Origin of the sequence: Nocardioides sp. (assembly GCF_035576065.1) — a bacterium.
In the GTDB taxonomy this organism is placed as follows: domain Bacteria; phylum Actinomycetota; class Actinomycetes; order Propionibacteriales; family Nocardioidaceae; genus Nocardioides.
Genome location: NZ_DATLWX010000045.1, coordinates 204837 through 226512 on the forward strand (window position 1 = coordinate 204837; position 21676 = coordinate 226512).

A 21676-nucleotide genomic window follows, 5' to 3' on the forward strand; every position below is an offset into this window, starting at 1 on the left:
TCGTGACGGCGCGACAGAACAGCACGACCAGCAGTCTCCGCCTAGGAACGCGGGAGGGTGACCCGATCGCGTACTAGGTGGGGGGCAGTCGGAATCCCCGCGTAGGTCAACGCGCGCAGGCCCCGCTCGGCAGGGCCGGCGCCCAGACCGAGGGACTGCCAGACGTGGACGGCCGCGAGCAGGACGAGCCAGGTACCCGCCGCGACCAGGAGGGTCGACGTGGCGGAGAGACCCAACAGTCCGCCACCCCAACCGACGGCGAGCACGGTCAGGACGAGGGATTCGCCCAGGTAGACCGACAGGCTCAGCTGGCCATCGGCCTCCACCGCCTTGGCGAGCCCGCGCCGGGGCATCAGCACGATGGCGGCGACCAGACCCGCCGCGAGCAATGGCGCAGTGAGGTACTGCACGACCAGGCCGAGGTAGACCCGGTCCTCGGTCGTCCCCGGGGCCAGCGCGATCCACCCCGAAAGCGCCTGGAGGGGCAGTCCGACCCCGATGCCCCAGGCACGCACGCGGCGCCACGTCTGCTCGCGTGGCTCCACTGCGCGCAACAGCCCATGGCGGCCCGCCAGCAGTCCCAGGCAGAACATGGACGCCACCAGCGCCCCTTGGATCAACCCCACGAACAGGAGATAGTCCGGCCACAGCGCCGCATGTGCGGCCACGGTGTCCACGAACGAGCCGGTGCGGAGCTGGTGATCGACGGCGGCCGCGGTCGGGCCACCTCCGAGCCAGGAGGCGGGGATCGCGGCCAGTGCCGCGAGCAGCACGACCTGTAGGGCGTAGAACCCCCAAGCGGCCCGCCGCAGGGTACGGTCGCTGCGCCCTGACAGCACGAGAAGCAGTGTGCCGAGGACGGCATAGATGACCAGGATGTCTCCCGGGAACAGGAGAAGCGCGTGCGCGACGCCGAACAGGAACAGGGCTCCCAGTCGTTGCGCGTAGGCGCGCTTCGGGTGGAGGCCCTTGCGGATCGCCGACGCCAGGAAAATCGTCAGTGAGTAGCCGAAGAGGAACGCGAAGATCAGGTAGGCCTTGGCCTGGAACAACACCCACACGATCGACGCGGCGATCAGGTCGGGCGTCGAGGTGAGTGAGGTCGGGTCCAGCCCCTCCGTGCTCATGAGGAGGAAGGGAGCATTGACGACCACCACTCCGAGCAGAGCGAAACCTCGGAGGCGGTCGACCAGTGCTTGACGCGAAACGTTCGAATTGCTCACGAACGTATGTTACACGATAGATAATCGGAATGGGAGCAAGGAGGCTTCGTGAGTGATCCCACCGCCGGGCCCACCCCGCGCATGGTGGTCGAGAGCCTGGTACGCCATGACGGCGTCGTAGTTCTCGCCGACGCCTACGACGTGGCGAACGAGATCGGGATCGATGACCAGCCACTTCGTCTTGCCATTCGTCGACTGGTCGCCGACGGTGCGTTCGTGCAGGAGGGCCGCGGGCGCAAGGGCATCCTTCGGCGTACGCCCGGGGCGGACCTCCGCGAGCAGCACGACGTCGACTTCGTGGCCCTCGCCTACGCCCAGGACGCCGGGTTGGCGCCGTGGGACGGCACGTGGCACTTGTTGTCGGTCTCGGTCCCTGAGCGCGATCGAGCCCTGCGCGACCGGTTACGACGAACCCTGATGCGCCTCGGCGCGGGGCAGCTGCACTCCGGGCTCTACGTGAGCCCGCACGACTGGGAGGACCTGGTCCTCGCGGAGTGTCCGGAACTGGCCACGATCGAGACGGTGGCCACGGCGACGACCGACGACCTTGTCGTCGGGGGGACGCGCGCGCCACGGCAGATAGCTGCACGCCTCTGGCCGCTGGCCCAGGTCGCGACCGACCACCGCGAGCTGCTCACTGCGTCCCGGCAGGCAGCGGTTGCTGCCCGCCCCGGAGCCACCCGGGCCTCGCGACTCTCCGCCGTGCTCCGGCTCGTCGCCGCCTTCGACCACGCTCACGTGAAGGACCCGTTGTTGCCGCGAGAGCTCCTGCCCGAGCCGTGGGCAGGCGCCCGGTCGCGGCAAGCGTTCGTCGAGTCGTGGTCACGCCTGCACGACAAGGAGGACGATCACGAGCAACTGTTCACGCGCTTCAACCGTGCCTTCTCAGATCCGGCCTGAGTGGCTCACCGCAGCACCACGAGCAGGCACGTGAGCAACATCGCCAAGCACCCACAGACCATCGCCCAACCCGCCCAGTCGACGCTGGCGCGCGGGAGGGTGCTCAGCCTGTCGGGAAGGGGCGGGCCGGGCTCGAAGGGGACGGCCAGGCGCCGGAGCAGCCGCAGCGCCGCCTCGGCCGACGCCAGCCGCTGCTCGGGGTCAGTCACCAGAAGTCGTTCCAGCAGGGGTCGCAGCGGGCCCGAGCCGATCCCGCCCTGGCGCTCGGGCGGCAACCCGGTCAGCAGCTCCAGACCGACGCGGCCCACGGCGTAGAGGTCCTGGGCCGGATCCGGCACGGCGCCACGGGCCTGTTCGGGGGCCATGTAGCCGTCGGTGCCGATGGCACCCGGCACCGTGGTGAATCGCGCGTCGGCGATCGGGGCCGCGACGCCGAAGTCGGCAAGCCGCAGGTGCGGTCGGCCGTGACCGGTGGCCTCGAGCAACAGGTTGGCGGGCTTGACGTCGCGGTGGACCAACCCTGCGGCGTGCACCGCGGACAAGGCCAGCAGGAGCTGCTCGAGCAACGCGGCGGCATACCCGGCGGGCAGCGGGCCGTGTGCGTCGAGCACGTTGCGGACCGAGCCTCCCGTGACCAGGTCCATCGCCAGGACCACAGTGTCGTCCTCGGCGGCCCACCCGCTCGGCGCGACCACATGGGGGTGACGGATCCGGACTGCCTGCTCGCGGACGAACCTCACGAGGAGCGCTGCACTGTGCTGCCCGAGCACCTTGACGGCCACGATCTGATCCGTGCGCTGATCGCGCGCGCGCCATACCGAGCCCATCCCACCGGTGCCGATCTGGTCGAGCATCTCGTAGCGCCCGGCGATCACGGTGCGGTGCCGGGGACGGATCACCGGCGAGGTCACGAGGGCCGAGCGCATGGGACCGACGCTAGCCTCGTTGCGGCGTACGCGCGTCCCGTCATCCACAGCCCTTCCGACGTCGACTGCGGGTTCGAGCGCAGATTGAGCCATCGCGTGCAGCGCTGTTAACCTTGCCCGTCGCCCCCTCTCCGTTGGGGGCATCCTCCTGCCACGGAACGTCCGTGGCCGCCCTTAGTCCGAAGGAGGTAGACACGCATGACGCGTGCCTACGAAGTCATGGTGATCCTCGACCCCAGTCTCGAGGAGCGCACCATCGAGCCGTCGCTCGACAAGTACCTCAACGTCATCCGCAAGGACGGCGGCAGCGTCGACAAGGTCGACGTCTGGGGTCGCCGTCGGCTGGCCTACGAGGTCAAGAAGAACGCCGAAGGCATCTACGTGGTCATCTCGCTGCAGGCCGAGCCGGCCACGGTCAAGGAGTTCGACCGCCAGCTCACGCTCAACGAGTCCATCCTGCGTACGAAGGTCCTGCGTCCCGACGCCAAGTGAGGCCTCAACCGGGCTCGCCCCTCGGGCCCCGGTATCACCACTGTCGGTGGGCTCCGCCATGGTGGCCACCGACATCACTGATCAGCTGACTTCTAGGGAGACCTGACATGGCAGGCGAGACGATCATCACCGTCGTCGGCAACCTCGTCGACGACCCGGAGCTGCGCTTCACCCCCTCGGGGGCGGCTGTCGCAAACTTCCGGATCGCGTCGACTCCGCGCACCTTCGACAAGCAGAGCAACGAGTGGAAGGACGGCGACGCGCTGTTCCTGTCCTGCTCGGTGTGGCGTCAGGCTGCTGAGAACGTCGCAGAGTCCCTGCAGCGCGGCATGCGTGTCGTCGTGCAAGGTCGCCTCAAGTCCCGTCAGTACGAAACCCGCGAGGGTGAGAAGCGCACCGTCTTCGAGATCGAGGTCGAAGAGGTCGGACCGTCGCTGAAGTACGCCACGGCCAAGGTCACCCGCGCCAACCGCTCCGGCGGCGGCGGCGGTGGCTTCGGTGGTGGCGCTGCCGGCGGCTCCGCCGGTGGCTCCGCCGGTGGCGGGGCTCCGGCTGACGACCCGTGGGCCACGCCCGCTCCCCAGCAGGGTGGCGGCGGCTACGGCGGTCAGCAGGGCGGTGGCAACCAGGGCAACCAGGGCAACCAGGGAGCCTCCTCCGCGCCCGCCAACGACCCGTGGGGCGCTCCCGGCGTCGGCGGCGGCTCGGACGAGCCCCCGTTCTGATCATCGGGTTCTGATCGCCCGTCCTGCACAAACGTTCCAAACCAACCGAATACACCTCAACCATTCCGCCCCTGTCCTCTGACAGGGCCGGGCTTCTAGAAAGGAAGCACCACAATGGCCAAGGCAGTGATTCGCAAGCCGAAGAAGAAGGTTTGCCAGTTCTGCAAGGAGAAGGCGACTGGTGTCGACTACAAGGACACCACCCTGCTCCGGAAGTTCATTTCCGACCGAGGCAAGATCCGCGCGCGTCGCGTGACCGGCAACTGCGTCCAGCACCAGCGGGACGTGGCGATTGCGGTCAAGAACGCTCGCGAGGTCGCTCTGCTTCCTTACACGTCCACCGGTCGCTGAGAGGAGCACGAGACATGAAGCTCATCCTGACGCAAGAAGTCGACGGACTCGGCGCTCCCGGCGACGTGGTCGAGGTCAAGGACGGCTACGGCCGCAACTACCTCATCCCGCGCGGCCTCGGCCTGCGCTGGACCCGTGGTGGCGAGAAGACCATTGAGTCGATCAAGGCGGCGCGCCAAGCGCGTGCCGCTCGCGACTCCGACCACGCGACCGAGATCCAGAACAAGCTCCAGTCCAACCCGGTCAACGTCAAGGTCCGCTCCGGCGAGGGCGGCCGCCTGTTCGGCGCCGTCACCACCTCCGAGATCGCTGACGCGATCACCGAGGTCTCCGGTGAGAAGGTCGACCGTCGCACCATCATCGTGACCCAGCCCATCAAGTCGCTGGGTGTCCACGAGGTGTCGGTCAAGCTGCACGACGAGGTGACCGCCAAGGTCTCGCTCAACGTCGTTCCCGGCTGACCCATCGCACGCACGTCCGGCCCGTCTGCTCCTGGAGCAGGCGGGCCGTTCGTCATTTCTGCGTCAGGACGCGAGTGGAGTTCTTTGCCCGCAGGAGTCCCCGCTTAGCCGGGGACTCCAGCACTTAATTACCGGTGCAACGGTAAGGAAGCGCAGGACTTCGTCATGAGGTCCGCGTCGTCGGCCGCGTGACGGAGCGATGCGTTCACCCGGAGGACACCGCCTGGGCGGGCACCCAGGGCCGGTTGGCGTACGCGAAGAGCAGGACGATGAGCAGGAGCACCACTGCGACGGCGGCCGCGTAGACGGCGGGCAGGAGGTCGTCGGAACCGGAGGCGAACGCCAGCACCGGGGTGACGGCGAGCACGACATTGAGCACCATCGTGGTGCGCAGCCACGCGGCCGCCTTCGCGTCCCGGGCACCCTGGGCGAGAGCGGCCAGGCGGTGGCACAGCAGGACGCAGAAGATGACCTGCGGGAGGGTGGCCGCCCACCACAGCGACGGGTCACTGCGATCCAGGGCGTCCTGGGTCGAGGGGAGCCACACGGCACACGCCACCACGAGCGCGGCGCCGGCGAGGCCCAGCAACAGCGTCGGGTCAGCCAGGCGGCGTACACCCCAGAGCACGAGGAGCCAGCCGAGGGGGTCGGCCAGGGCGTCGTACCCGTCGTACCTCGCCACCAGCACCACGACGACCAGCCCCATCGCGATCGAGGCCAGTGGCTTCATGGGCGAGAGGCTAGCGAGCCGGTGACCAGCCACGCGTCACCGCGTGCGCGCCGGGTGAGCAGGACGAAGCGGGCGCCCATGAACACGGCCGTCATCGCGACCCACACCGACACGAGACCGCCGGGACCGACGGCCGTCAGCAGCGCGACCGGCGTGTAGATCGCCAGCACTCCGAGTCCGGCCCAGGCGAGGTACCGGCCGTCCCCGGCGCCGATCAGGACGCCGTCCAGCACGAAGACCACTCCCGCGATCGGCTGACCCAGGGCGGCGACGAGCAGCACCGGCACCAGCAGGCGTTGCACGTCGGGGTCCGGTGAGAAGAGGGGGCCGAGGAACGGGGCGGCGCCGGCGAGCAGCAGTCCGCTGGCGACCCCGGCGCCCCACCCCCACTGCACCATCCGCCTGGTGAGGCGACGGGTGCCGTCGACGTCGCCTGCACCGAGGGCTCGGCCGGTGATGGCCTGCGCGGCGATCGCCAGGGCATCGAGGGCAAAGGCGAGGAAGGTCCACAGCGTGATGGCGATCTGGTGGGTCGCCAGGTCGATCTCGGCGTCGCGCCCGGCGATGGTCACGGCGTAGGTCCCGATCAGCAGGCACGCCCGCAGGGTCAGCGTGCGCAGCACGAGGGGGATCCCGGTGACGGCGGCGGCGACGATCCCGGCCCGGTCCGGGGTGAGGGGCGCGTGCTCCCGGCGGGCCGCCCTCACCACCACGGCGACGAGCACCCACGCGGACGCGACCTGGGCGATCACCGAGCCGAGGGCCGAACCGCCGATGCCGAGGTCCAGGCCGTAGACGAAGACGACATTGAGCACGATGTTCGCGACATTGCCGCCGACTGCGACCCACAGGGGAGTGCGGGTGTCCTGGAGGCCGCGGAGCACCCCGGTGGCGGCGAGCATCAGGAGCAGCGGGATGGTCCCGAAGATCGCCACCGACAAGTAGGCGGTCCCCTGGTCGCTGACTGCGGCGCCTGCTCCGAAGAGCTCGACCAGGGGGCGCGCGAAGACCGCTCCCGCCACGGTCACCACCCCACCGATCAGGACCGCGAGCCAGCAGCCGTCGATCCCCTGGGTCAGGGCCGCTCGCAGGTTCCCGGCGCCGAGGTGACGCGCGACGCTGGCCGTGGTGCCGTAGGCGAGGAAGACGCAGAGCCCGACGAGGGTCTGGAGGATCGCGCCGGCGATCCCGAGGCCGGCGAGCTGCGCCGTACCGAGATGCCCGACGATCACCGCGTCGGACAGCAGGAACAGGGGCTCGGCCACCAGGGCGAGGAAGGCCGGCATCGCGAGGCGCAGGATCTCGCGATCGGTATGGCGGCGGGTGGGCGTCACGCACGGATTGTAAAGGTCTGACCGGCAGACTGGTCCTGACCTCTCAGCCGATCAGTTGGTTGACGTAGTCATTTGTGACTACCTGTGTATGAACGGTGTAAAACGTCGGGCTCACCGGTCCTCGGGGCCGCTTGTCGACAAACCGACCTGGGATATCCAGATGGCGAGAAGGCCGACGATCCACGCCGCATTTGTTTTTCCTCCACAGGCCACACGCAGCATCACCGCAGGTCAGAGGTACTTTGCTCAGGCTTTACCGGGCGTTGTCCACAGTCGTCTCCCCAGCTGGTGCACACCTGGTGGCGTGTCGTCCACGGGACAGCCCTTGTTATCAACAGGACCTGTGGATAACTCTGCTTCCGAGACTGGCTGACCTGCCCTCCGGCAACGTAGCGTCGCACAGACGTCCACACCGATGACTCGTTCGGACGTGTGGGTGGCCGGACCGTTGTCGGTGGCCACCTCTACCGTCGCAGGACGGGTCGGGTCGCAGGAGTTGCACGGTCAGCAGGCGCATCGGGCATACGAGGGGACACCGGTTGAGTATCACCGAGCAGGGTCGCAGCGAGACCGACTTCGAGTGGGGGGACGGGCCCGCAGCCTACGAGCCCGGGCAGGCGCCGCGACGACCCGGCGACCGCACGCCACCCCAGGACAACGCTGCTGAGCAGAGCGTGCTCGGTGCCATGCTGATCTCCAAGGACGAGATCGCCAACGTCACCGAGACGCTGCGCGGACCCGACTTCTACCGCCCCGCACACGAGGTGATCCACGACGCGATCATCGACCTCTTCGGCCGGGGCGAGCCCGCCGACCCGGTCACGGTCGCCGCCGAGCTGAGCCGCAAGGGCGAGCTCGAGCGGGTCGGTGGAGCGCCCTACCTCCACACGCTCTCGGCCAACGTGCCGATCGCGGCCAACGCGTCCTACTACGCAGAGATCGTGCGCGAGAAGTCCATCCTGCGTCGCCTCGTCGACGCCGGGACCAAGATCGTGCAGATCGGCTACGCCGGCGAGGGTGCGGTCGACGACGTGGTCGACCAGGCGCAGGCGGAGGTCTACAAGATCACCGACCGGCGGACCGCGGAGGACTACGCCCCGCTCAGCGACATCATGAACCCCGTCCTCGACGAGATCGAGGCAATCGGCAACCGCGAGGCCGGGCTCTACGGCGTGCCGACCGGCTTCGCCGACCTCGACGAGCTCACCAACGGCCTCCACTCCGGCCAGATGATCATCGTCGCCGCGCGTCCCGCCATGGGGAAGGCACTCGCGCTCGACACCGTGCTCTCGACGCCCGCCGGGTGGACGACGATGGGCGAAGTCGCCGTGGGCGATCTGCTGTACGACGCAGAGGGTCGGCCTACGCGGGTGGTGGCCGCCACAGATGTGATGACGGATCGGCCGTGCTACGAGCTGACGTTCTCGGACGGATCGGTCATCGTCGCGGATGCGGAGCACCAGTGGTTGACGAGCACCGTGGGCGCCTCTTCCTCGACGGGGAGAGATGGCGGTAGTTCACTGCCTCCTGGTGACAGCAAACGACCGCTGTGTCGGACCACTGCTGACCTGGCAGGGAGTCTTGACGAGATCCACACGATCGCCATGCCCGATGGATCGGTCGTCAAGGTTGAGTCGGTCGATGTGGTCGAGTCGGTCCCGGTCAGGTGCGTCCAGGTCGACAATGACGCGCACATGTATCTCGCCGGGGCCTCGATGATCCCGACGCACAACTCGACGCTGGCTCTGGACTTCTGCCGCGCCGCGTCGATCAGCAACAACCTGACCAGTGTCTTCTTCAGCCTCGAGATGACGCGCACCGAGATCATGATGCGGCTGCTCTCCGCTGAGGCGAAGGTGCCGCTCAACCACATCCGCAACGGCCAGATGACCGACCAGGACTGGGACCACCTCGCCCGCAAGATGGGGCAGGTCTCCGGGGCGCCGATGTTCATCGACGACTCGCCCAACATGACGATGATGGAGATCCGGGCCAAGGCGCGCCGCCTCAAGCAGCGCCACGACCTCAAGCTGATCGTCATCGACTACATGCAGCTGATGAGCTCGGGCAAGAAGGTCGAGTCCCGCCAGCTCGAGGTGTCAGAGTTCTCCCGGCAGATCAAGCTGCTCGCCAAGGAGCTCGAGCTGCCGATCATCGCGCTCTCGCAGCTCAACCGTGGTCCCGAGCAGCGCGCCGACAAGCGGCCGATGATGAGCGACCTCCGTGAGTCCGGCTCGCTGGAGCAGGACGCCGACATGGTGATCCTCCTCCACCGAGACGACGTCTACGAGAAGGAGTCGACCCGCCCCGGCGAGGCCGACCTGATTGTCGCCAAGCACCGCAACGGCCCGACCCGCGACCTCACCGTCGCGTTCCAGGGGCACTACTCGCGGTTCGTGGACATGGCGCACTGACTGAACTTTTTGCCGACGATTGCTGAGTCTGCAGTGGATCGTTCCAATCTGCAGCAGCTGCAAGTTCGTAAGATCGCCCGCCTTGGCGACCCCGATTGGGGCCTGTCCCAGGTCGCCAGAGTGCCGCACCCTGAGCCCAGGACTCGTGATGCCGATGAGCCCTCCGTAATGGCTGCACTGGGTTGGCGTCTCTCCCGATCCGTCGCGGTGAACGTCTGGCGAAACCGGTTGTCCGTGCTGTGCGTCACGCTGGTTCCGTGAAGGACGACGCGCAGGGCTTGCTCGCAGGACCAATCTCGCCGTCGCTCGGGGCCATCTGTCCCGCGCACAGGCTCGCCGCTCTCAGATCAACACGCTCTGGAACTCGATGCGGGTTGGTCAGCTGTTCTCCGCGTGGGTCGAGTCTCCTGATTCTCTCGTCCGTGAGGTGTGGTGTTCCTTCGAGCCCGATCTCGGACTTCAACGAGAGGCAGACGAAGCCATGGCGGACTTCCTCCGGGACATCAAGGCCGCGATGGACGCGTGCGTCCTCGCTGCGGCGAGCACTGTCTGCCGTCCGATCGGGTTCGTGGAGCCCGAGATCCACCGGATGCCTCTCATCTCGGATCCCTCGGAGTTCGACTCGCTTCCAGCACAGGGGAAACTGAGAGGCCTGCGCCCCGACCAGGTCCGTGCCCTCCGACTCCTTCAGCCATTCACCGACCGCCTCGACAACGAGTCCACGCGTACGGTCGCCCGGCACATCGCGCATCTCGCCGCCGGGATCGAGGCGTCGCTTCCTCGGGAAGCCGTCCAGGAGTCGAACTTGTTCACGTCGTGGGTGTCCAAGGCAGATCCCCAGCCTGCGCTTCCGGATGGTGTGCTTATCGAGCGGACCGAGGTCGATCCGGCAGGTCCGCTGCATCGACCTAAGCGTTTGGCCCGATTCACGCTCCACAAGGACTCGGCTGGTGCGTCCTTTGCCGGCGACCCGAACGTTTCGCTGGACGTCATCTTGAACGCCGGACCTTGGCCCGACGACCCTGACGACAACTTCTCCCGCCGCTCGCATGGACTAGTTGCGATCACGCGGCACCTTATCGAAGGTTTGGAACGGTCGGTCAGCGAGCCTTATCGCTCAGATCTGCTCCGTTCTTTAGACGACAACCTCCCTGAGGAGAACGTCGACACTTGGCTACCTGTGAAGTTCAGCAGTGCCGACGAAGAAGCCGAGGTCAGATCATCCATCGCGGATTCCGAGAGGAGCATGGCCACCTACCTCAACGGCGACGGCACGCTGGTGTACATGCGTCTTTCCGCGGACGGGGACGTCACAGGGCGCGAAATCGCGCCCGCGCTTGACCTTCTGGACGCCAACCAGGATGGGAATGCTGTCGAGGAGGCCACTCGAGCGGCTGCGGGCAGATGGGGCCTGCCTGACCTCGTCCTCAGACCGAAGGTCTTTGTGAAGGGAAGCGGGGTCCGTGAACTCGGTGATGGGACGATCCTCGCCGGTCCACGTGGAATCAGCCTCCAGGTCAAGGCTCGAGGTGTTGTCGGCGATACCCCGGAGAAGGCAGCGAAGTGGATGTTGAAGAACGCTGCTCACGGCCTGCGGCAGGCGCGGGGGACGATCAGGACGGCCCTGCTGAACCCCGCAGTCGAGCTCACAAACCTGCGCGGACGCCATGTCACAATCCGCGGAAGCTCGGTTGCGTGGATCCCCGTGGTTGTCATCGACCACCCCACCCCTCCGCCGACGGGTGTCATCCCCGCTCCCGATCCCAAAGGCCCCAGCGTGGTGCTGACGCGGCGTGACTGGGAGTTCCTTTGGGACCAACTTCGTTCCGCAACCGCGATCGTCGACTACATCCACCGAGTTTCCGACGGAGAACCGCTCGAACTAGGCGCAGAGAGCAACCGGTACCTGGACCTGGCCCAGAAGGATGCGGAGACGCCTCCGGGGGCGTTGCCGGAGTGGATGCCGGAAACCGGCGCGACGCATACGAATCTGCCTCTACTTCCCTACGACCCAGCAGCATCAGCGGATGGCTTCGGACACGCGATCTTCCAGCAGATCCTTGAGGACATCGCCGACACAGATTTCACAGGGGACGAAACGGACCGGATCACACTTCTATCTCACATCGACCGTGTTGCGGTCGGCGCGCGGGCCGAGCTGGGCAGGCTCCTGCTCAGACGGCTAACCCAGTGTGCCGAGGCTGCACCCGATGGTCACCGCATGGACCATCGAATCTTGTATATCGACCTCGGCTCACTCCAGGTGACCTTTACGACCATGTCGCAGTTGACCGACTACCACCAGGAGATCTACGCATCGTGGCTACATCTGCGGCGCCAAGATTTCCTGGAAAGATCGGGCGCGCTGGGACCCATCTACCCGTGGACCGTCGGCGTTCTGCTCACGCCGCGACCCGACGGCCCCAGGCCGTGGGACACGACGACGATCTCAACGAACGGTCCCCCTGCGTATGACGCGGCCGAATACGCCCGGCTTACCGAGTGGCCCCATGACCGGGCACAAGGACGGTAAGTAGGTATGGGATTGTTCAAGCGCAACGCGCCCCGTGACACGAACGCGCTGTACGCGGCGTTGACGCACGGCACCATTGAGGATCTCGAAGGTGTCTATGAGCCGGCGTGGGTGAACTACGATTTCGAGTCCGGCACCCCGCTAGCCCTGGCGCTCAGCAACGCCAACACGGACCAGCGGGTCGCGATCGCAAACCGGCTCCTGGACGACGGTGCCGACGTGCGCCAAGGCCAGCCGCTGCACCGGTTTCTCGGGCGCAACCAGCACGACTTTGTTGCAGAGGCCCCCGTGCTTGAGCGGATGCTCGACGCAGGCGCAGACGTCAACGAGGTCGTGGCGAAGTTCGGCACGCCGCTGGAGACCCTTGCCGCCAAGGGGAAGTTCAGCGACGTCGAGCTCACCTCGTTCTACGACGTCCTGCTTGCGCGTTCGGACCTCGACCTACTGCGTCAGAGCGTGGACGGGCGCACCGTGCTGGGGAACCTTCGAAAGATGTCGGCGCTGCGTGGTGAACTCGTTATCCGAGCCGAACAGACCCTCACCGACCGCGGCATTACTGTCCCTCCCCCGGAGCAGAAGTAATAGCCACGCCACGACCAACCTCTAGCGCAAGGGAACCGCATGCCGATCGAGTTCATCCCCAAAGCCGGAGCCTGCCTGGTGTCCAAGAACGTGCTCTCGGGTGCGGGCCGCACCAAGTGGATGGTGCGCGAGACCTCCCGCGCCGCCGCTGACAACGGATGGCGCATCTTCTCCGACATCGACACCACCGAGTACCTCCACGACGCGAGCAACCTCACCATCACCGACTTCAACGCCGTCTGCGAGATCGAGCCCGCACTCATCGGCATCTGGGACCTACCCGTCGGGTCGGACCTCCAGATCGTCGACGAGGGCCAAGGCATGGAGATAGTGGACACCGCAACCGGGCGACCGGTCCCGACCGAGCAGCTGTACTCCCCCGGGAGCTGACGTGCTCGATGACGAGCAGGACTTCGGTCAGGGCGTGGGACACGACATCGACCCGTTCGAGGTCTTCACCGGCGACCCGCCCGCTGCGGCACGCCTGCGCGCGAACCTCACCCGCATCGCCGAAGACCATCCCGGAACAGGCGTCGCGTCTATCGCGAACGAGGTACTCGAGGGCCGGCGCTCGATCCGAGACCTTGCCGACGACCCCGACTTCTCCGAGGTCATCGCAGAAGGCGTCAGCGATTACCGCCGCTACCTGGACTCTCTAACCCCGGCCGAACGTGCAGAGATGGTAGAAAGCGCGTCGGAAGCACCAAACTGAACCGCCGGGGACGCCGCGGGCTGATCGAGTCGATCAGAGTGGCCATCAGCTCGCGGCCCTGTCGCCTGTCTTCGTGACCGTAGGCGCCGACCATGCGATGGAAGATCCCCCAAGTCGCCTCGCCCTCAACGTGCTCATCGTCGTCGAACAGGGCGGCGAGTCTGGCGGCCTGGTTGTCGGTGACCAGTCCGGCGTCGGTGTGCAACGCTCGCCTGGCGGAGTAGAGCGGGTCGCCCTTGTGGCCCAGGTGGCTCCGGTGGCCGTGGATGGCCTGCTGGACCCGATGTCGGCACCGTCGAGCGCGTCGCCAGGCCGACAGAACCCCAGAGGAACAACCGCGCCAGCGCGACGAGCTGGTCCCGCGGCGACGCAACAGCGAGGACGCAGATGCTCGGCCGCGGACTGAGCACGGAAACGACTCATGACGAGCAGCGAGACCTTGATGGACCGCCGTGTTGTGCGGCGCCGGCTGACCTCGCGCCGGGCTTGCCGGGCCCGCCAATACCGTCACCGCCAAAGCCTCCGCTGAACGGCAACCTCTTCCTTCCGCCGGGTGCACCTACCCCGTCGCCAGAGCGAGAGACGCTTCGCAGCTGGTTGGCCAAGATGCATGGTCGGTGAGCCCACGATGACTTCGGTGTCGACGATTGAATCGCCTCTAAGTGTTCGTGGTTGCTGGCCTGGAAGAAGCACGGACCCTAGCTGTCCTGCGGAGACGGCAGGTCTAGGCCACCTCCGAGCAGTTTTGAGAATATTGCGCGGTAGCGACGGATTGCCCCTACTCTCCGGGTGCTGCTTGCGCGGCGCTGAAACGGGGGAGCGTTCTCGCATGCCCTTCCCTGGTCTTGTCCTCAGCGTCTGGTGAGTCGCGAACTCTGTTTCGGACTTTTTCAGTCGGCCTCCTGGGCCGACGACTCTGGGGGATTCTCGTGCTGCGTCGCTTCTGCTCGCTTGTTGTGCTGTCACTGGTTGTGACGTTGGGCCAGGGGTCAGTTCCGTTGGGGGCGGAGGCTGCCTTCTCACGACCTGTGTCGAACGTTGATGACGAGCAGGCCCTGGTGAACACGGCTGGGCCGTTGGGTGGTTTGCCCGAGCCGGTGGATGCGGCGGATCGAATCGACGGGTTGCCCGCCGGGGAGGAGCTCCCGGTCGGGGTCGGCTCGGTGGACGTCGACGGATCGTGGTCGTCGGTACCGGGTATCCCGGTCTCGGTGCGCGAGGACGCGGATGCCGATTCGTCGGCCCCCGTGGACGAGGTCGAGGTGTCCGTCTCGGCTCCCGAGAGCAATGAGACAGCTGTTGGGGACGCTCCTGACTCTGTGCTGGTGGCGCTCACGCCTGCCCCCACCGAAGCGACCACGACCGAGACCCCGGCCCCGGTGGAGCCGACGCAGTCCCCGACCGATGTTGCTCCTCCCTCGGACCCCTCGAGTCCCGCGGAGACTCCTTCGGCGTCCGAGACCACCGCCCCCGAGGAGGCGGAGTCGCCTGCGACTGCTGCTACCGAAGCTCCCGGCGCGGCCACCCCAACCGAGACTGCCGCGACGGAAATCCCCGCAGTTTCGGAGACCCCCGAGACGGAGACCCCCGAGACGGAGACGCCGGCTGGGACGACCCCGACTGAGACACCCTCGGCGACGCCCACCGAGACGCCTGCGACGGTGACCGACGCTGTGCCGGAACCGGAGCAGTCCGCGGTGCCTGAGGTCGAGGTGCGGGTGGACTACTCGGACTTTGCTCAGGCGTTCGGTGGTGGCTGGTCGGACCGGTTGAGTGTGTCGGCGTACCCCGCTTGCTATGCGGAGACCCCGGAGCTCGCCGAGTGTGCGCAGGGTGTCGCGGTTGAGTCGGTCAATGACGAGGCCGGTGAGGTGGTGAAGTTCTCGACGACGGACGTTGAGCTGGCTGCGCTGGCAACGGGCGAGCGGGCTTCGGCCGCGTTTGCTGGCGGCGCGGCTGTGTTCGCGGTGACTGCTGAGGCGGGCAACTATGCGGCGACGCCGGTGCCTGCGTCGTCGTCGTGGCAGGTGGGCACGGGTTCGGGTGAGTTCTCGTACGCCTACCCGTTCGACCTGCCTTCGGTGATGGGTGTGGCGGCGCCGTCGTTGGGGTTGTCGTATTCGTCGGGCTCGGTGGACGGGATGACGTCGGCCGAGAACGGTCAGGCGTCGCAGGCTGGGCTGGGTTGGGACATGTCGACGGGCTACATCACCCGCTCGTTCGCGTCGTGCAAGGACGACGGGCACGACAACAAGGGCGACTGGTGCTGGAAGTCGCGCACCGGTGTGATCTCCGGCGGGGTGCCGCAGCTGGTGGAGGACTACCGGATCGTGTTGGCGGGCCAGTCCTCGCGGATGATTCGCATCGGGACCTCCAACCAGTTCCGGTTGGCCCAGGACCCGGGCTGGCGGATCAGGCTCCTGGCCGGCGATGGCACCGGGATGGACAACGACGACAACAACGACGAGGGCTTCGTCGTGGAGTCCCCGGACGGCACCAGCTACTTCTTCGGATCGGGTAACGGCACCAACTCGGTGTGGACGGTGCCGGTCTTCGGCAACGACGTCGGCGAGCCGTGCCACAAGGCGGCCGCGGCGGAGTCGTGGTGCCAGCAGGCGTGGCGGTGGAACCTGGACAAGTCAGTGGACTCGCTCGGTCACAAGGTCGTGTACACGTACAAGACCGAGGACAACTTCTACGCCCTGTGGGACGACGAGAACAACCCGGTGCGCTACGACCGCGCCGGCTACCTGGACGAGATCTTCTACGGGTTGAAGGAGAACCAGGACCGCGGGGACGCCCACGCACGGTTGACGGTGTACTCCGGGCCGCGCTGCAACGTGGAGCTGGACGGGGTCGGCGACTGTCTGGCCAACGGCAACACCCCCCGCCAGGCACCGGAGCTGTGGCCGGACGTACCCACGGACCTGATCTGTGACCGCCACGGGACGTGCAACAGCTCTTCGCCGTCGTTCTTCAGCATCCACCGCTATGCCCGGGTCGTCACCCAGACCCTCGGCGATGAGGGTCAGCGGCACAGTGTCGACCAGTACGACCTGTCCTTCACGATGCCCGACCCCGACAAGACTCCCTCGACCGACGGCCCGGATGAGCCGGATCTGTGGTTGAACGCGATCCGCCGTACCGGCCTGGGTGGCAACATCGCCGAGATTCAGCTGCCGGCCGTTCGGTTCGACGGTGTCGTGCTGCGCAACAAGGTGGTTGCCCCGTCGGGTGCGCGCCGGCTGGCGAAGTTCCGCATCGACTCGCTGCGCAACGAGACCGGCGGACGCGTCCAGGTGAGGTACGGCCACGCGGATGGTCGCGCCTGTGACGCCGACTACGTCGCCGGCCGGGACCGGTGGGACTCCGACCGGGAGTGCTTCGCCCAACGGTGGGCGCCACCCGGTGCGGACCTGGGGCCGGATGAGGATCCGCCGTGGACGTGGTTCCACAAGTACGTCGTGACCCGGGTCGCGTTGGGCGATGACGCGGTGGGATACCGCCTCGGTGGCGAGGACCAGGTCGTGGGCGGCGGTGCGTCCGTGCTGGGTGGTCTGCGTGTCTACGACTACGAGTACGCCGGTGCGCCGGGGTGGCGGTTCGAGAACTCCCCGCTGCGGGCCACGAGGGACGAGTCCTGGACCGACTGGCGCGGCTACGAACGCACCTGGCTCCACACCCGACGGACCGGGGACCACGAGACCATCCAGCCCGGTGACGTCTCGCTCCAGCGGGTGATCCGGTTCCGGGGCCTGTCCGGCAACCTCGCAAAGCCCGGCGGCCAGCAGACCCAAACAGCCCTCGCCGTGGCCGACAACCCCACCGACCACGGCTGGTTGCAGGGCCGCACCGCAGAGACCGTCACCTATCAACCGGTGGACGGACAACCCGATCCCGACCGGATCAGCCGCAACTACACGACCTATGACTGGCTGACGACCGTCGACCCGGCCGACGACAAGCAGGCCAAGGCACGCCTGATCTGGGCCGACTCCTCGACGAGCATCACCTACCCGCGCAACGGGGGCACCAGTCAGCTGGTGACCAAGGTGACCACGGCCGTCGACGACGGTGGCGCGACCCACCGCGGCGTGAGGGCCGGCGCAGTCACCCAGGTGCAAACCCGCGCGACCGAATCGAAGGCGACGACGTGCGCGACCACCACCTGGGCCGCTGCAGCCGGGGATGAGTGGATCCGGGCCCCGCACGACCAAGTCACCAGGGCGGCCACCGAGGACGTCGCAGGTGACTTCGGTGCGTGTGGCGGTGCCAGCACCGCCCAAGCACGGTCGATCACCTACTACGACAACCAGTCCGGCGCCGGAATCGTGGCCGGTCTGCCGACCAAGGTCGTCGCCTACACCGGGCCCGACGGAGACCCGGTCAATGGCACGGTCTCGACGTCGATGACCTACGACTCGTGGGGCCGTCTCACCAGCAGCACCGACCCGCGCGGTGCGGTGTCCCAGGTGGACTACGTCCCCGACAACGGACTCACCACCCAGGTGATCGCCGAGAACGCCAAGGGTCACCTCACGACCACCAACCTGGACGTGTGGCGCGGCCAACCCGTGGAAACGACCGACGCCAACAACGCATCGACCCGGATGGCCTACGACGCCCTCGGTCGTCTGGTCACGGTCCGCAAACCCGGCAACACCGCCGGGGAGACACCAACCGCTGAGTTCGCCTACAACGTCAACGCCAAGGAACCCTCCAGGGTGAAGACCACCCTGCAACGCAGCGGGGAAGTCACCGACGCTGCTTTCGCCTTCACCGACGGGTGGGGACGCACCATCACCACCCTCACCCCCTCAACCGGTTCTGACCGTGAGACGGACCGGTGGGTCGCCGCGATCACCGGCTACGACGAACAAGGCCAGACCCGGTTCACCGTCCCCTCCGCCCTGACCGCCAAGCTCGAGGCCGTCAACATTGTCCTCGATGAGAACGCGCCGCGATACACCCGCGCCAGCTACGACGCGGCCGGACGCGCCTTGTCCGCCAGCGACATGTACGACGGCGAGGCGATCGCCACCACCCGCTGGACCCACCGCGGGAACAGCACCGTGACCAACCCGCCCGTGGGCGGGGACACCGTCACCACCATCGACGCCCTCGGGCGAACCCTCGGCGTCAACCAGCACGCCAGCTCCGCCACCAGCACGATCCTGAGTGCTGCGGCCTACACGTACACACCATCCGGGGCGCTGGCGACCATCAAGGCCGCCCACCAGGCCGGAGCCGCGGAGTCGACCTGGTCCAACACCTACGACTGGCTCGGACAACGCCAGAGCGCCACCGACCCCGACACCGGCACCAGCACCTACGACTACGACCCCTCGGGCAACCTCACCAAGACCCAAAGTGCCGGCGTCACCACCGCCACCGAGTACGACGTCCTCAACCGGCCGCTGACCCGGCTCGACAAGGACGGCAAGGTGAGAGCGTCTTGGACCTACGACACGGCTCCGGCCGGTGCCACGGTTGGTGCGTCGACCAACCTCGTCGGTCGACCCGTCACCACCACGTCCCACACCGCCGAGGGCGCCCTCGTCACCACGGCCGCCGGCTATGAGGGCGACGGGGACCTTAAGGGCAGCACCGCCACCTGGCCGGCACCGTGGGCCACGACCGGCGCCACGCCTGGCCAAACGGCATCGGCGAAGGTCTCCTACGACTACAACGACGCCTCCCAGGTGACGAAGACGTCCTACTCGGCGATCTACAACGCGGGCAACCTCGGGCTCCCCGCACGTGACATCACCAGCAAGTACACCACCGGCGGCCTGTGGTCCAAGGACACCACCGACGGCGGGAACACCGTCATCGCCAAGGCCGACTACAACTGGCGCAACCAACCGATCGGACTCGACTCCTCCACTGCGACGCCGACCGGGCAACACGAGCTCCAACGCGCCTACACCTGGCAAGACGCCACCGGCTACCTCGACACCCTCGCAGCGACAACGGGCACCGGGACGAGCAGTCAGACCTGGCTGAGCCTGGGATACGCCTACGACGCCGGTGGCAACATTCTCGCCATCGACGGCCGAGCCTACGAACCCGCGACCGCCACCACCGCGGCCACGACCGTGACCGGCGCATGGTGCTACACCTACGACGGCCTCAACCGCCTCGCAACCGCCAAGACCGGCGAACTGTCATCCGCGACGACGTGCGACACCAACGCAGGATCGACCTCGATGGTGGGCAACAAGCACAACCTGGCCTACTCCTACACCCGCGACGGCCTGGCCACCTACACCGACGTCGATAGCGGGGCCACCGCGTCGTACGCCTACCCCGATGCCGGAGACCCGTCGAAGGGGCAACCCGTTCACGGTGTCACCGCCATCAGCCAGACCGGAAACGATTCCAAGAAGGTGATGCCGCTCTCGGGCGACGGCACCATCGCCATGGCCTACGACACCGCTGGTCGGATCACCAACCTCACCAAGACCGACGCCAACCAAACCAGCAATCCCGTGGGCACCTGGTACAGCTACGACACCCAAGGGAACCTCGCCAGCCAGACCACCGGAAGGACACTCGAATCGGACACCCGCGAGGTCACCGACGCCCTCTACGACGCGGACGGTATGCGGGTGCTGCGTCGCACCACCACCCACAAGAACAAGAACGCCACCACGACCAGCACGTTCTACCTCGGCGACACCGAGATCACCCTCACCGGAGGGAAGCACCCGGCACGCACCGTGCTGCGGACCTACACCACGCCCGGCGGTAGACCCGTTGCCACCGAAGAGAACAAGGGCACCGGCGTCGGGTGGACCTGGCTGCTAGCCGACCAACAGAACAACATCCGCCTCACCCACAGCATCGAGGCGACCAAGCGCACCAACTACCTCCCCAACGGCGCACCCACCGGGAACGTCAACCTCGCCCCCGGCGGACGCGGGTACCTCAACAAAACCCACGACCCCTCCGGTGACATCCGCCTCGACCACCGCAACTACACCCCCACCATCAACATCCTCACCACCCCCGACCCGCTACTCGCGCCATACGACCCGCAAACGCTCAACCCCTACTCCTACTCCCGCAACAACCCCATCACCCTGGCTGACCCCACCGGGCTAGCACCGTGTAGGACCCCGAACGACCCGATGGACGCGGGCTGTCACCACCAGGACCCAGCCAGCCCAGGACACGGAACGCCCACCTCGAACCTCGCCGCGCCCGCTGACTCGTCGGCCCAGACCTCCGGCACGATTTACGCCCCGATAGTTGAGAGCCTCACAGCGTCGAACTGGTTAGACAAGATCAGTGCTGAGCAGTTGAACCAGGTGGCGAACGTGGTGGTTTCGGGTGAACCGTGGTACTGGGAGGGCCTGCCGATATGCGCGGGCCAGGGGCAGTGCTCCGAGGCTTCCGACTACGCACGTAAACACCCAGAGGACTACGAAGGCATCCTCACCGTCGGCCTTTCTGACTGCGCGGAGGCATGTGAAGACGCTGAGTTACACCGTGCCTGGGGTACGGGCCTACTCACCGCCCTCTACGGAGTTGCGGGTGCACGTGCGTCCTTGCCGGGGTCAAGGTCGGCGGGGTGCGCGCCCGGCAACTCTTTCACTGGCACGACACTCGTGCTGATGGCCGATGGGTCCAAGAAGCCGATCAAGGACGTGAGGCTCGGCGACAAGGTCATGGCGACCGACCCCGAGACCGGAGAGACCGGGCCGCGCAAGGTTGTGGATCTCATCCGCCACGGTGGCCTGCACACCATGGTCGCCGTTCGGCTCTCCAGCGGCACCACGATCGACGCCACCGACCACCACCCCTTCTGGGTTGAGTCCCGCGGGCAGTGGGTTGACGCCATCGACCTGCAGCCCGGCGACGTCCTCGTCCAGGCGGACGGTGGTAGGAGCCGCGTCCTCTCGACCCTGGTCACCGAGCAGGATCTGACCGCATACAACCTCACCGTCGAGGGCCTGCACACTTACTTCGCGGGTGCCGAGCCGGTGCTCGTCCACAACGACAACGACTACAACCAAGCTATGCGATCCGCTCTGTCGTGGCTGGAGGAGCGCGGCTTCCGGGCCGAGCGGCCGACTCTTGGCAGGTTCGGAGATACCCAGGGTAAGCCGATCGGTATGCAGTCGGCCGACGGCAAGATCGGATATCGGGTGGAGTTCGACGAGCGCAGTGGTGCCCACATCAACGTGTGGAACGGGAAGGAGAAGGGACCGCACTTCACCTTCAGTGCGGCGTCGAAGAGCGTTGCCAAGATTCAGGGACTATTCGGGTGTAGATGATGTCTGGAGAC

15 protein-coding genes and 1 pseudogene are annotated in these 21676 nt (G+C 67.1%); 11 read left to right on the plus strand and 5 right to left on the minus strand.

Annotated features, from left to right (window positions below; translation table 11 throughout):
* Positions 1-41: 41 nt before the first annotated feature.
* Positions 42-1223, minus strand: coding sequence for a DUF418 domain-containing protein (locus VNJ48_RS21315; protein ID WP_325605806.1), 1182 nt, complete (start codon positions 1221-1223; stop codon positions 42-44).
* Positions 1224-1271: 48 nt separating this feature from the next.
* On the opposite strand from VNJ48_RS21315, the gene VNJ48_RS21320 reads away from it, so the two are divergent.
* Positions 1272-2123, plus strand: coding sequence for a PaaX family transcriptional regulator C-terminal domain-containing protein (locus VNJ48_RS21320; RefSeq protein WP_325605807.1), 852 nt, complete (start codon positions 1272-1274; stop codon positions 2121-2123).
* Between the two features lie 5 nt (positions 2124-2128).
* Here the strand turns inward: VNJ48_RS21320 and VNJ48_RS21325 are convergent, their stop codons facing one another.
* Entirely contained in the window at positions 2129-3049 is a 921-nt protein-coding gene (locus tag VNJ48_RS21325) for a serine/threonine-protein kinase (protein ID WP_325605808.1), read from the minus strand.
* Positions 3050-3247: 198 nt separating this feature from the next.
* On the opposite strand from VNJ48_RS21325, the gene rpsF reads away from it, so the two are divergent.
* The 4 genes from rpsF (at position 3248) to rplI (ending at position 5078) form a co-directional block, all read left to right on the plus strand.
* Positions 3248-3541, plus strand: coding sequence for a 30S ribosomal protein S6 (gene rpsF / locus VNJ48_RS21330; RefSeq protein WP_297735909.1), 294 nt, complete (start codon positions 3248-3250; stop codon positions 3539-3541).
* Positions 3542-3648: 107 nt separating this feature from the next.
* Complete coding sequence (locus VNJ48_RS21335; protein WP_325605809.1) at positions 3649-4266, plus strand: single-stranded DNA-binding protein; 618 nt, start codon at positions 3649-3651, stop codon at positions 4264-4266.
* Between the two features lie 114 nt (positions 4267-4380).
* Positions 4381-4617, plus strand: a complete 237-nt coding sequence (gene rpsR, locus VNJ48_RS21340) for a 30S ribosomal protein S18 (protein ID WP_017933521.1) — start codon at positions 4381-4383, stop codon at positions 4615-4617.
* Between the two features lie 14 nt (positions 4618-4631).
* Positions 4632-5078 (plus strand): 50S ribosomal protein L9, encoded by a 447-nt coding sequence (rplI, locus tag VNJ48_RS21345; RefSeq protein WP_325605810.1) that lies wholly within the window; start codon positions 4632-4634, stop codon positions 5076-5078.
* A 205-nt stretch (positions 5079-5283) separates the two neighbouring features.
* On the opposite strand, the gene VNJ48_RS21350 is transcribed toward rplI, so the two are convergent.
* Positions 5284-5808, minus strand: coding sequence for a hypothetical protein (locus tag VNJ48_RS21350; protein WP_325605811.1), 525 nt, complete (start codon positions 5806-5808; stop codon positions 5284-5286).
* Positions 5805-7142 (minus strand): MATE family efflux transporter, encoded by a 1338-nt coding sequence (locus tag VNJ48_RS21355; protein WP_325605812.1) that lies wholly within the window; start codon positions 7140-7142, stop codon positions 5805-5807. Before VNJ48_RS21355 ends, VNJ48_RS21350 begins: the two co-directional genes overlap by 4 nt.
* A gap of 539 nt (positions 7143-7681) precedes the next feature.
* On the opposite strand from VNJ48_RS21355, the gene dnaB reads away from it, so the two are divergent.
* From dnaB to VNJ48_RS21380, 5 genes are all read left to right on the plus strand, one after another.
* On the plus strand, positions 7682-9556 hold the full coding sequence (dnaB, locus tag VNJ48_RS21360) for a replicative DNA helicase (protein WP_325605813.1): 1875 nt from the start codon (positions 7682-7684) through the stop codon (positions 9554-9556).
* 481 nt (positions 9557-10037) lie between these two features.
* Positions 10038-12089: a hypothetical protein gene (locus VNJ48_RS21365; protein ID WP_325605814.1), complete on the plus strand. Its 2052-nt coding sequence runs from the start codon at positions 10038-10040 to the stop codon at positions 12087-12089.
* Between the two features lie 6 nt (positions 12090-12095).
* The gene (locus tag VNJ48_RS21370; protein ID WP_325605815.1) at positions 12096-12671 is read left to right on the plus strand and encodes a hypothetical protein; all 576 of its coding nucleotides are present in this window, start codon (positions 12096-12098) and stop codon (positions 12669-12671) included.
* Between the two features lie 39 nt (positions 12672-12710).
* Positions 12711-13061, plus strand: a complete 351-nt coding sequence (locus tag VNJ48_RS21375; RefSeq protein ID WP_325605816.1) for a DUF2185 domain-containing protein — start codon at positions 12711-12713, stop codon at positions 13059-13061.
* A 1-nt stretch (position 13062) separates the two neighbouring features.
* Positions 13063-13383, plus strand: coding sequence for a hypothetical protein (locus VNJ48_RS21380; RefSeq protein WP_325605817.1), 321 nt, complete (start codon positions 13063-13065; stop codon positions 13381-13383).
* Between the two features lie 7 nt (positions 13384-13390).
* On the opposite strand, the pseudogene VNJ48_RS21385 reads toward VNJ48_RS21380, so the two are convergent.
* Positions 13391-13675 (minus strand): annotated as a pseudogene (locus VNJ48_RS21385) (ISL3 family transposase); the annotation flags it as partial.
* 736 nt (positions 13676-14411) lie between these two features.
* Here VNJ48_RS21385 and VNJ48_RS21390 point away from each other — a divergent pair.
* Complete coding sequence (locus VNJ48_RS21390) at positions 14412-21665, plus strand: polymorphic toxin-type HINT domain-containing protein (RefSeq protein ID WP_325605818.1); 7254 nt, start codon at positions 14412-14414, stop codon at positions 21663-21665.
* Positions 21666-21676: the final 11 nt, after the last annotated feature.